The 11,356-nt window shown below is 69.2% G+C and carries 11 protein-coding genes; 8 read left to right on the top strand and 3 right to left on the bottom strand.

Annotation, left to right across the window (positions count from 1 at the left end; all coding sequences use genetic code 11):
- Positions 1-104 precede the first annotated feature (104 nt).
- Both ACFXI3_RS45860 and ACFXI3_RS45865 read right to left on the bottom strand, forming a co-directional pair.
- Positions 105-374 carry a hypothetical protein gene (locus ACFXI3_RS45860; protein WP_378408428.1) on the bottom strand — a complete coding sequence of 90 codons (270 nt, stop codon included), beginning with the start codon at positions 372-374 and terminating at the stop codon, positions 105-107.
- A gap of 75 nt (positions 375-449) precedes the next feature.
- A complete protein-coding gene (locus ACFXI3_RS45865) occupies positions 450-1,490 on the bottom strand; it encodes a CobW family GTP-binding protein (protein ID WP_378408430.1) in 1,041 nt (346 codons plus the stop codon).
- A 115-nt stretch (positions 1,491-1,605) separates the two neighbouring features.
- Here ACFXI3_RS45865 and ACFXI3_RS45870 point away from each other — a divergent pair, with 115 nt between their 5' ends.
- Entirely contained in the window at positions 1,606-2,577 is a 972-nt protein-coding gene (locus ACFXI3_RS45870; protein WP_378408432.1) for a nucleoside-diphosphate kinase, read from the top strand.
- Between the two features lie 9 nt (positions 2,578-2,586).
- Here the strand turns inward: ACFXI3_RS45870 and ACFXI3_RS45875 are convergent, their stop codons facing one another.
- Complete coding sequence (locus tag ACFXI3_RS45875; protein WP_378408434.1) at positions 2,587-3,540, bottom strand: nucleoside-diphosphate kinase; 954 nt, start codon at positions 3,538-3,540, stop codon at positions 2,587-2,589.
- Positions 3,541-5,024: 1,484 nt separating this feature from the next.
- Here ACFXI3_RS45875 and ACFXI3_RS45880 point away from each other — a divergent pair.
- From ACFXI3_RS45880 to ACFXI3_RS45910, 7 genes are read left to right on the top strand one after another with little or no spacing between them, the layout of a single operon-like run.
- Positions 5,025-5,816, top strand: a complete 792-nt coding sequence (locus tag ACFXI3_RS45880; RefSeq protein WP_378408436.1) for a YqcI/YcgG family protein — start codon at positions 5,025-5,027, stop codon at positions 5,814-5,816.
- 13 nt (positions 5,817-5,829) lie between these two features.
- The gene (locus ACFXI3_RS45885) at positions 5,830-6,648 is read left to right on the top strand and encodes an arginase family protein (protein ID WP_344278185.1); all 819 of its coding nucleotides are present in this window, start codon (positions 5,830-5,832) and stop codon (positions 6,646-6,648) included.
- A gap of 28 nt (positions 6,649-6,676) precedes the next feature.
- Positions 6,677-7,537 (top strand): diaminopimelate epimerase, encoded by an 861-nt coding sequence (gene dapF, locus ACFXI3_RS45890; RefSeq protein WP_378408438.1) that lies wholly within the window; start codon positions 6,677-6,679, stop codon positions 7,535-7,537.
- The gene (cysK, locus tag ACFXI3_RS45895) at positions 7,512-8,474 is read left to right on the top strand and encodes a cysteine synthase A (protein ID WP_344278179.1); all 963 of its coding nucleotides are present in this window, start codon (positions 7,512-7,514) and stop codon (positions 8,472-8,474) included. Before dapF ends, cysK begins: the two co-directional genes overlap by 26 nt.
- Before the next feature lie 21 nt (positions 8,475-8,495).
- Positions 8,496-9,602, top strand: coding sequence for a homoserine O-acetyltransferase (locus ACFXI3_RS45900; RefSeq protein ID WP_378408440.1), 1,107 nt, complete (start codon positions 8,496-8,498; stop codon positions 9,600-9,602).
- A 31-nt stretch (positions 9,603-9,633) separates the two neighbouring features.
- On the top strand, positions 9,634-10,371 hold the full coding sequence (locus ACFXI3_RS45905; RefSeq protein WP_378408442.1) for an SDR family oxidoreductase: 738 nt from the start codon (positions 9,634-9,636) through the stop codon (positions 10,369-10,371).
- Complete coding sequence (locus ACFXI3_RS45910; protein WP_378408444.1) at positions 10,368-11,270, top strand: RimK family alpha-L-glutamate ligase; 903 nt, start codon at positions 10,368-10,370, stop codon at positions 11,268-11,270. Before ACFXI3_RS45905 ends, ACFXI3_RS45910 begins: the two co-directional genes overlap by 4 nt.
- Positions 11,271-11,356 lie beyond the last annotated feature (86 nt).

The following is an 11,356-nucleotide window of genomic DNA, read 5'->3' on the forward strand; positions in this document are numbered from 1 at the left end:
CGCCTTGACAAGCACCCCCAGACCGTCAGGACAATCAAACTTCGGGGTGCCCCACGCAACCACCGTGCGCAACGTCGCCGCCAGGCGACGAGCCGCCCCCGACGTCACCCCAACGACAGATCAAACGCCAACTGCTCCTCAGAACCAGCCCCCGCGGAAGCCCCGGAAAGACTGGCCACACACCCAGGACAAGGCGTCACATCCCCAGTCCCCGGCTCATTCAAATCCACCGGCGTCCAGGTCCGCGAATCCCGCTCCCCACAAGCAGACCGCCGATACCGAAGATCATCCGCGCGAGTCATGAGATGCGCGACCGGATCCTCCTCCGGCAGCGCACCGACCAAATACCACCGAGCCGCAATCGTCTCCGCCATGGGAACTCGTCCTCCAAAGAGGCTGCTTCGAGCTACCCGGCCATACTGCGACTCCCGCTCCGCCAATCATCGCTTTTAGCTGTCTTCGGCGTGGCGCGACGACTTCCCGTCCGGCTCGTCCACATACCGGAGAAACCGCAAAAGCCCCCGCTCGTCATCCCCGGCACCCTCATCCACGCAAGCCCGAAGCTCCCGCTCCACCGCGGCGGAATCAATCCCGGCCCCAATCAACACCAGCTCGGTCCGACGCTCCCCACGAGGCCAAGTCGACCGCTCGACCTGCACAAACGCCCCCACCGTATGCAACCCGAACCGAGACCGGCCGCCCTCGACGCCAAGATCGACCTGCCCCTTGACCCGATACAACCCACCAGGCCGGCTCTCCAGAAACGCCATTAACCGCCGAGGAGAAAGCGGCCGATCAGACGTGAACGTGACACTCTCGTACCGCGCGTGCAAATGCTCGGAATGATCATGCTCGCGAAGATCGTCAAACGACAACTGCCCGTAACTCTCCCGAGGCCGGGCATCGAAAAACAACGCCGGATCAACCCGCCCGCGCTCCGTCAGCACCATGGGCACCCCAGGCGCGTACTCCTCGACCACGCCCCGCACCTTGGCCACCGCGTCGGCGTCAGCCCGATCGACCTTGTTGAGAACCACCAGGTCAGCCACCCGCAAGTGCTCGGCAAGCTCCGGATGCCGCTCCCGGGTGGCCTCGAACTCCACCGCGTCGACGACCTCGACCAGCCCGCCATACCGAATATCCGGGTTCTCGCTGGCAATCATCAACCGCAGCAGATCCCGCGGCTCCGCGATCCCGCTGGCCTCCACGACGATCACGTCGATGCCAGCCTCCGGCCGGGACAGTTTGCCGAGCATCGCGTCCAGCCCGCTGGCGTCCACCGCGCAGCACAGACACCCATTGCCCAGCGACACCATCGTGTCGACCTGCCCGGCGACCGCGAGCGCGTCGATGTTCACGCGGCCGAAGTCGTTGACCACCACGCCGACCCTGGCGCCCTGGCGGTTGGCGAGCAGGTGGTTGAGCATTGTGGTCTTCCCCGCGCCGAGAAAACCCGCGACGAGAACTACCGGAACCCGCTGCCTGGCCACGCTTCCACCCCTTCTGTCGTCCGGGCCGTCGACGATACCCGGCGGCGCCGGACGGCAGGCATTGCCGCCGCGCGAACGGGAATGGCGGAGTGCGCCGCTGTGGCACGATGAACCGATGATCTGGACGCCGGGCAGGGAGGACCGAGTCGACGGCATGCCGACGGCCGAAGAGTGGCGGCAGTTGTCGGCCGTGCCGGAGAAACGGGAGGTTTTCGGCTACGACCTGTACTTCCGCGAGGGCTGGGCGGACGTGCTCTCGGTCTTCGGCGGCGAAGCGACCGGCGTGTTCGGCGGGCTGGCGATGCTCGTGGTCAAACCGGACGCGGTGGTCGGCCGAAGGCTCGGTCTCGTCATGGAGTACCTGGCGGACAACGGTTTCGTGCCGGTCGCCACCACGCGCTTCGGCTACACCCGGCATTCGATGCGCGAGGTGTGGCGCTACGACTGGCACATCTACACCGTCGACCGGCTGCAGCTGTGCACTTTCTACTATCTCGCCAACGACGTGCTGCTCTTCCTGGCGCGCGACGTCCGCCCGGTCGCGGGATTGCCCGCGACGGTCCGGCTCTGCGAGCTGAAGGGCGTCGGCGATCCGGCCCAGCGCAAGCCGCATCATCTGCGCACGAAGCTGAACCCGCCCAACCGGATCCTGAATTTCGTGCACGTCGGCGACGAACCGGCGGACATCGTGCGCGAGCTGGCGATCTTCCTCGACCGTCCGGCGCGGCTCCGGTTTCTCGAGGAGCTGCGGGCGTACCTCGCCGAGGACCGCACGGCACAGGCGCGGGCCGAAATCGCTGCCATCGAAGCGGATTGCCCCGCGCATGACCTGGATATCGACGCGACGCTCGATCGGCTGGCCCCGGCAGCGGGCGATTCCGCGGTCGCCCGGCTGCGGGAGGTCGTAGTGGGAGGCGATCGGATCGGCTGGGACGAGCTGGCCGAGTGGGTGCCCTTCGAGAAGGCCGACCGCTGGGACGTGATCGTGACGGCGTCGTTCGTGGTGCACAACGAACGCCCGGTGCCGCATGCCTTGCTGCCGCCGGTTTCGCCGGAAGCGTGGACGGAGCGCCCGGTCGTCGGCTGACCAGTTCGTCTACAAAGGACGCCGCACCCGCGGCCGGTCCCAGAGCACCGGTTCCGGATTGGCGATCAGCTTCGTCTCGCCGGGTTCGTCGCATTCGATCAGGCTCGCCCCGACCGCGGCGAGGTCCCAGCGATCGATCTCGGCCCCGCTCGCGGCGACGGCCTCGGCGACCTCGACCCAAGGCACGGATTCCCCGAACCGCAAGCGTTCCAGCAGTTGGCGCGCCTGGTTGCCGTGTTCGGACCGCTTGAGCGCGTCTGCCACGGCATCGGCGGCCGCGTCGGCGTCGAAGTTCTGCGGGACAGCGGCGGCTTCGGCGGCGAGCGCCTCTTCAAGCACCGGGAGACCGGTCGGCTCGCCGGAGGCCAGTCCGTTCAGTGCTTCCCGCCGCTGTGCTGGATCGAGCAGCAGGCCGAGTTCCCGGACCAGATCGGCGGGCTCGTCGGCGACGTGGACGTAGCTGAAGTTGCGGTTGTGCTGGCGCAGCAGGGCGCGCAGCGTGCCAGGCTTCTGTTGCGCCAGGTCGGCTGAGCCTTTCAGCGAGGCCAGCCGCGTCGTCGCGGGCATCGGCCCTGGCTGCTCGTCTCGCAGCAGCACCAGCAGGCCGGAGCCGACGTAGATCAGGTCGTTCAGCGCGAGCCGGTCCACGGTGGCCGACGTCAGCTGGTATCGCCACATCTCTCGCCACACCAATCCGGTGAACTCCGGGCGCTGCACGGCCTGGACGGCGAAGCCCTGCTCGGTCAGCCAGTCGAGCACCGGGCGCACCTTGCCCGCGGCGATGCCGTCGGGTTTGACCATCAGCAGCGCGTGCCGGCGCAGGACTTCCGCGGCGCGGTCGCCGAGGAACCGGGCGACGTCGCGGGCCCCTTCCCGGAAGTAGGTTTCGCGGCGGTATGCGGTGCGCTTCGCGGGCATGCGCGTGAGCGTGGCCCAGTCCGTCTCGTCGATCTTCGCCCCCATGGTCGATCCTCTGCCGCGAATGCTATCCCGGAACCGGCCCGGCGAGCGGAGACCGGCGACGAGAGTCAACCGCGCTGGGCCGGGCCGTCGTTGAACGCGGACGCCGGGTCCGGGCCGGGGTGCCCCGGCGATTTCCGGGGCGTCTTGGGCGTCGCCCTGTTCCTCCAGGACGCTCCCGACGGTGAAACGGCTGGTGGCGAGCATCGCCGTCCGGACGTCCTGTTCGGACAGTCCGGACGCCCCCCGTGCCCTGGGGGGCGGGTGCCGGCGGGCCGGCAGCCCCGACGGTTCCTCGAAGGCATGCGGGACGCCGGGTACCGCGGGTCTCCCCGCAGCGGAATGGGCACCTCCGCCGCGCTGGTCGGCGCCTGCGTCCTGGCCGGGGAACTCATCCAGGACCCGGGCGACCTCCCGGCCGCGTTTGCGAGGTGTCTAGCGACACTGCGTTTCTGCGGATTCCCGAACTGGCGGCGCGATTCGCCCAAGAAGACCGTAGCGGAGACGGGCGGCTTCCGACCTATTCCGATGCCAGCGAGGCCTAGCGCGCTCCGCTCCCGGTTTGCCGTGCACGATCGGGATTGCTCCGGCGGGTGAAGCACCGATGAGCAATTCGCCAAGAAATACCGAATGTCTTCGAAGTCTCGCGCTCACGCGTGGCCGATGTCGGCGAAAGTCCGCTTCATCGTGAATATGCGAAGTTTCGCCTCCGCAGGGGGCGGAATGGCGGAATCCGCGGCGGCCGATCAGGCTACGGTCGCGGCAGGTCCGGCGGCCGACCGGCGGAGCCGGACCTGGCCTTCATCCTGCGGAACGCCTGCGCGGCGCGGAACCGGCGAGTACTGGAAGTCTACTGTGGACGAAGCCGTTTTGTCCCCTCCGCCAGGCGTTTTCCGCGGTCCGGACCGGCGGTCGCGGTCGATCCCGCACCCTCCCGTCCGGGAATTGCGCCGGATGCCGGAAGCGAATTGCTCGGTTCCGCGTATTGTCTCGACAGATTCTCCGACATTCCATTTTTTCGCGTAGAATGTTGTTCACCCGGATGGTCGCTGCGCCGGTTTGCCCGGGTCCATAGAGTCTGAGGAGCAGCGCTGGTCCAGTGGGGGAATAACCGCCAGCGGCTTCGCATCGCGGCTCGCACACGGCCGTGCCGGGTATGGACGGGTGCGGGTGAGCCCCGGACGCGCCGCGCACGGATTCGGACCGGTCGGCTGCGCGAACACTCTGCAACCGCACGGCAGTGAAGCACGCCCCGAGCACCGCGCAGCCGAGCACCACCATGACCACCTGCGCCTCCGTCCGCACCGGCTGGCGGCGCTTCGCATGCCCGGACGATCGACGCCGCACCGGGGCGGCCGTCGACCAGCCGGAATCCGTTCCGCGGGTCCGCCGGAGAAATCCCGCACGACCGGCTCCCGCGACTGAGGCCCGGCCGGACGGCGGAGAGGACCACGTATCCCGAGGAAGAATATTCCCGGAGGGCCGGAATGCACCGATTGCTCGAATCCCGCAGCACGACCTTGATCACCCAGCAGGAGGCCGAAACAGTCCGAGCCGGCTGGCGCGCCGCGGCGTTCCGCGACGTCGAGTCCAGGCTCACCGACCGCGGTTTCCCTTGTGTCTTCTCGAGAAACGCGTTCCGGAAGAGGCTGCTGCTGTTCGCCTTCGCCGAGGACGCCGGACCGGACGGCGTGGCGAGACTCGGCGCCGCGCTCGCCGATTACGTCGAGCTTTCCCGGAACTGGAACGGCCATCTCGACACCGCGTACCCGTTGCTGATCGTGTTCTCGCCTTCGGCCGTCTCGGCCCGGTCGGTCGCCGGGTACCAGGCGTTCGGCTGGGAGGTGATCCAGAAGCTGCACCACGTCGACCCGGCATCGTGGCCGGAAAACGTCGGCACCGACCCCGGCGAAAGCTCCTGGTCCATGTGTTTCAACGGAATGCCGTTGTTCGTCAACATGAGCAACCCCGCGCACGAGATCCGCCGCAGCCGCAACCTCGGCGCGCACTTCGTGCTCGTGGTCAACCCGCGCGAGCGGTTCGACGTGGTCGCGGGCGACACGCCGAGCGGCCGCAAGGTCCGCAGCAACATCCGGGCGAGGATCGACCGCTACGACCTCGCCCCGCGCGCCCGCCAGCTCGGCTCCTACGGCGTCGCCGGGCTCGAATGGTGGCAGTACGGCCTGCCCGAGGACGACGTCGACCGGACCGATTCCTGCCCGTTTTCCTTCCGGGCACCCGAAACCGCGCAGCCGGACGGGGCCGCGGCCCCTACCTGATCGGAGACAGGCGATGATGGAAGTGATCGTTTCCCAAGGCCGCATAGGAGATCGCGGGGCGGGAATGATCGAGGGCGCGGCCCGCACGGCGCGTGCGCTGCGCGAGCGGTACGGCGTCGAGCCGCGCTTCGTCGGCACTCCCGCCGGCCCGGAGGACGACGACTGGACAGTCAGCCTCCCGGCCGCGGAGGAGACGCTTTCCGGCCTGGCGCAAGCGGTTTCGGCGAGCGTCGCGGCCGGACGGCGCACGGTGCTCGCGGCCAACACCTGCTCGGCCAGCCTGGCGACGCTGCCGGCCGCGGTCCGGGCGCACCCGGATTGCGCGGTGCTGTGGATCGACGCGCACGGCGACTTCAACACCCCGGACACCACGGAATCGGGCTACCTCGGCGGAATGGCGCTGTCGGGCGCGTGCGGCCTGTGGGAAAGCGGGCACGGCGCGGGCGTCGACCCCAGCCGGGTCGTCCTCGTCGGCGCGCGCGACATCGATCCGTCCGAACGCGAATTGCTGGACAAGGCGGGCGTGCGGATCCTCGCTCCGGCGGACGTCACCGGGCAGCGGGTCGCGGCGGCCGTCGGCGGCGCGCGAGTGTGGGTGCACATCGACTGGGACGTGCTGGAACCGGGCACGGTGCCCGCCGATTACCACGTGCCCGACGGCTTGGCGCCGGGCCGGATCCGCGAGATCCTGGAGGCGATTCCGGCCGCCGACGTCCTCGGCCTCGAACTGGCCGAGTTCGCCGCGACCGGCGACGAAAGCACCGACGCGCGCGCGACCGAGTCCATTATGGACATGGTCGCTCCGGTGTTCGCGACCGCGGCGGTGCGATGAACCCGGCGGCCGTCGTAAGGCGGCGCGGGTGAGTCCTACGCTTCCGTTCACCAAAATGCACGGGTGCGGCAACGATTTCGTCGTACTAGACCTGCGGGACGCGCCCGCGCCGTCGCCGGAACTGTGCCGGGCGCTCGCCGACCGGCACACCGGCGTCGGCTGTGACCTGATCCTCGGGATCCGGCCGCCGCGCAGCGCTTCCGCGGTCGCCGCGTTCGAGATCTGGACCGGGACGGGCGAAAGCTCGATGCAGTGCGGCAACGGCGCCCGCTGCGTTGCCTCCTGGCTCGTCCGGGCCGGGCTGGCGCGCCCGCCGTCGTTCGAGATAGACAGTCCGAGCGGGACGCATCCGGTGGAAGTGCTGGGAGACAACGCGTTCAGCATCGGGCTCACCGTCCCGCGGTTCGCTCCCGAGCAGATCCCGTTGTCCGGCTTCGCGAGCCTGGACGGCCGGTACGAGGCCGCGCTGGCGGACGGGACTCCCGTCCGCTTCGCCGCGGCCTCCACCGGAAACCCGCACGTGGTCCTCGAAGTCGACGACGTCGGCAGCGCCCCGGTGGCCCGGCTCGGCCCGGCCGTGCGAGCGCTGCCCGGACTGCCGCCGACGGTCAACGTCGGATTCGCCGAGGTCGTGGCTCGCGACCGGATTCGCCTGCGGGTCCACGAATTCGGTGCTGGCGAGACGCTCGCCTGCGGCAGCGGGGCCTGTGCCGCCGCCGCGGTGCTGATCCGGGCCGGACGGCTCGACCGGAACGTGACGGTCGAGGTGCCCGGCGGAGAGCTCCGGATCGGCTGGCCGTCCGAAGAGGAGCCGATCGTCCTGGCCGGTCCGGCCACGACTGTGTACGAAGGAGAATTCCGTCATGCCGCTGTACTCCAGCATTCTTGACGCGATCGGCCGCACGCCGATCGTGCGGCTGAACCGGATGGCGCCCGGGCACGTCTCGGTGTACGTCAAGGTCGAGTCGTTCAACCCGGGCGGCTCGGTGAAGGACCGGCTGGCGCTGGCCATCGTCCTCGACGCCGAGGCCAGGGGAGAGCTCAAGCCCGGCGACACGATCGTGGAGTGCACGTCCGGCAACGTCGGCATCGCGCTGGCGATGGTGGCGGCCGCGCGCGGGTACCAGTTCGTCGCGGTGCTCGGCGACACGTATTCGGTGGAGCGGCGCAAGCTGATCCGCGCGTACGGCGGCAAGGTGCTGTTGTTCCCCGGCCATCTCGGCAGCCTCGGCGGCAACCGGATCGCCGACGAACTGGCCGAGAAACACGGCTGGTTCCGCGCCCGCCAGTTCGAGAACCCGGCCAACCCCGCGTACCACCGCGAGACGACGGCCGCGGAAATCCTCTCCGACTTCGCCGGGAAACGGCTGGACACCTTCGTCACCGGATTCGGCACCAGCGGCACGATCACCGGCGTCGGGCAGATGCTCAAGCTCGCCCGGCCCGACGTGCGGACCGTCGTGCTGGAACCGGAAAAGGCGGCCGTGCTGGCCGGGCAGTCGTGGAATCTGCACCAGCTGCAGGGATTGGCTCCGAACTTCGTCCCCGGGGTGCTGGACCGCACCGTGATCGACGAGCTGGTGACGATCGACGACGAGCTGGCCAGGGACACCGCGCGCCGCCTGGCCGCCGAGGAGGGGATTTTCGCCGGAATGTCCGCGGGCGCGACGCTCGCCGCCGCGCTGCGCGAAGCGGAGAGCTCGCCCGAGGGCGCGGTGCTGCTCGCGATGCTGCCCGACACCGGCGAACGGTATCTGTCCGGCTTCTGGTTCGAAGGGATCAGCGACGGTTCGGACGACGAATGGCTGGCCTCGCTCGGCGAGTGAGCGCACGACCACCTGGGACGCATGATGCACGAATTCATTCCTCCGGCCACGCGGTTCGCCCGGCTGCCGGAGAGATTCGCCATGAAACGCGGCGGCGAGCTGCACGGCGCGCGCGTCGCCTACGAGACCTTCGGACAGCCCTCCGCGACCGGGGACAACGTCGTCCTGCTGCTCACCGGTCTTTCGCCGGACGCGCACGCGGCGTCCAGCCCGGAGGACCCCGCCCCCGGCTGGTGGGAGTCGATGCTGGGTCCGGGCAAGCCGATCGACACCGACCAGTGGCACGTGATCTGCGTGAACTCGCTCGGCGGCTGTCAAGGATCGACCGGGCCCGCGTCGCGCGATCCGGCGACGGGGCAGCCGTACCGGCTCAGTTTTCCCGAACTGTCCATTGAGGACATCGCGGACGCCGCGGCGAACACGGTGCGGCACCTGGGATTCGAGCGGCTGGCGTGCGTCGTCGGCGCGTCGATGGGCGGGATGAGCGCGCTCGCGTTGCTGGCGCGGCATCCGGAGCTGGCGCGCAGTCACGTCAGCATCTCCGCGGCCGCGCATTCGCTGCCGTACTCGATCGCGATCCGTTCCCTGCAACGGGAAGCGATCCGGTCGGATCCACTGTGGAATGATGGGCAGTACCTTCCGGAACGCTATCCGGAACGCGGCATGCTGACCGCGCGCAAGATCGGCATGACCACGTACCGGTCGGCGCGGGAATGGGAACGCCGGTTCGGCCGCGAAAGATCCGAGGCCGGGGACGCCGCTTTCGGCCCCGAGTTCGCTGTCGAGTTCTATTTGGACCATCACGCGCGCCGCTTCGTGCGCCGGTTCGATCCCAACAGCTACCTCTACCTCAGCCGCAGCATGGACTGGTTCGACCTCGGCGAGCTGTGCGACGGCAGCGCCGCGGAGGCGCTGGCGCGGCTGCGGGTCGATCAAGCGCTCGTGATCGGCACCGAGACGGACATCCTGTTCCCGCTGCACCAGCAGCGGCAGATCGCCGACGGATTGCGGGCGGGCGGCGCGGACGTCGAGTTCCTCGCCCTGGAATCCGACCTCGGCCACGACGCGTTCCTGGCGGACCTCGAGAGTTTCGGGCCGCCGGTGGCGAAATTCCTGTCCACCCTGTGACCGCCGGAGAAGACAAGAGAGCGAGACCGATTTGGACGACACCATTGCCCTGGTCACCGGGGCCAACCGCGGCATCGGGTTCGAGATCGTTCGGCAGCTCGCCGAACGCGGCGTCCGCGTGGTGCTCAGCGGACGCAACGAAACCGCCGTCGAGACAGCCGCGACGGGGTTGCGCGACGCGGGTCTCGCCGTCGAAGGGCTTCAGCTCGACGTGACCGACCCGAAGAGCATCGCGGCCGCCGCGGCGGAGCTGGAAACCCGGTACGGACGGCTCGACATCCTGGTCAACAACGCGGCGGTGCGGATCGAGAAGTACGGCAAGCAGCCGTCCGAGCAGACCCTCGCCGAATGGCGGGAAACCTTCGACACCAACCTGTTCGGCACTGTCGAGACGACGCTGGCGATGCTGCCGCTGATCCGCAAGTCGGCCGCCGGGCGGATCGTGAACGTGTCGAGCCTGCTCGGTTCGCTCACCCGGCACAGCGATCCCGAGTCTTACACCCACAGCGACACCTTCAAGGCGCTTCCGGCTTACAGCGCCACGAAGAGCGCGGTGAACTCGTGGACCGTGCACCTGGCGTACGAGCTGCGGGACACGCCGATCAAGGTCAACTCGGCGCACCCCGGCTACACCAAAACCGGGATGAACGACGGAGCCGGCGACCTCGAACCGGCGGACGCCGCCGTGACCAGCGTCGAACTCGCGCTTCTCGACGAGGACGGCCCGAGCGGCAGCTACGTGCACGCCGGGAAGGTCCTGCCGTGGTGACCCGCATCGTTGCCCTCGTGACCGACCGGGTCAGCCTGCCCATCGACTACGACATGCCGCTGCTGCGCGAGGCCTGCGCGAAAGTCGGCCTGGACACCGAGGTCTGCCAGTGGGAGGACGCCGAGGTCGACTGGTCCCGGTTCGACGCGGTCGTGCTGCGCTCGCCGTGGAACTACGTCGACCAGCTGCCGGAGTTCCTGGCGTGGTGCGAACGGGTCGAGGAGACGACGCTCCTGCTCAACCCGCTGGTGGTCGCCCGGTGGGCGCTGGACAAGTCCTATTTGGCGGACCTGGCCGCACTCGGCGTCCCGGTCGTCCCGAGCCGGTTCGCCGCCCCCGGGGACGACCCGGACGTCGTGGTGCGGGAAGTGCTGGAGCAGCATCGCGACGCGACGGAAATCGTCGTCAAACCGGGGGTCGGCGCGTATTCGCGCAATGTCCGCAGATTCACCCGGCCGGCGGCTGTTGAAGCCGCCGCGCATCTGTCGAAGCTCTTCGGCGAAGGCGGGCACGCGCTCGTCCAGCCGTATCTCGAGTCGGTCGACCGGGACGGCGAAACGAACCTGATCTATTTCGACCGGGAGTACAGCCACGCGATCCGCAAGGCCGCGATGCTGATGCCGGACGGAACCGTGCACGTCCCGACGCTCGATTTCCGCAAACCGCGCGTAGCCGACCAGGACGAACGCGCGGTCGCCTCCGCCGCGCTCGACGCCGCCGCGAACCATCTCGGCCTGGACCGCCCGCTGCTGTACGGCCGCGTCGACCTGGTCCGCGACGACCGGGGACAGCCGCGGGTGCTGGAACTGGACATCTGCGAACCGTCCCTCAACCTCCCCTTCAGCGACGGCAGCGCCCTACGATTCGCCACCGTTCTAGCCAACCGCGTCGGCTCCTGACCACCCCCCCAGCCACAACGCGGGATCGCGTCGGCGTCTGACGGAGCTGCGTGCACGGCCCCCCGGGCCGGGCGCGCAGCTCCGTC

Source organism: Amycolatopsis sp. NPDC059235 (assembly GCF_042754125.1).
Taxonomy (GTDB): Bacteria; Actinomycetota; Actinomycetes; order Mycobacteriales; family Pseudonocardiaceae; genus Amycolatopsis; species Amycolatopsis albidoflava.

What these genes read in the sequence shown, in the direction of transcription:
- ACFXI3_RS45860 (WP_378408428.1), bottom strand. Translation starts at nt 374, where the DNA reads ATGGCGGAGACGATTGCGGCTCGGTGGTATTTGGTCGGTGCGCTGCCG.
- ACFXI3_RS45870 (WP_378408432.1), top strand. Translation starts at nt 1,606, where the DNA reads ATGATCTGGACGCCGGGCAGGGAGGACCGAGTCGACGGCATGCCGACG.
- ACFXI3_RS45875 (WP_378408434.1), bottom strand. Translation starts at nt 3,540, where the DNA reads ATGGGGGCGAAGATCGACGAGACGGACTGGGCCACGCTCACGCGCATG.
- ACFXI3_RS45880 (WP_378408436.1), top strand. Translation starts at nt 5,025, where the DNA reads ATGCACCGATTGCTCGAATCCCGCAGCACGACCTTGATCACCCAGCAG.
- ACFXI3_RS45885 (WP_344278185.1), top strand. Translation starts at nt 5,830, where the DNA reads ATGATGGAAGTGATCGTTTCCCAAGGCCGCATAGGAGATCGCGGGGCG.
- cysK (WP_344278179.1), top strand. Translation starts at nt 7,512, where the DNA reads ATGCCGCTGTACTCCAGCATTCTTGACGCGATCGGCCGCACGCCGATC.
- ACFXI3_RS45900 (WP_378408440.1), top strand. Translation starts at nt 8,496, where the DNA reads ATGATGCACGAATTCATTCCTCCGGCCACGCGGTTCGCCCGGCTGCCG.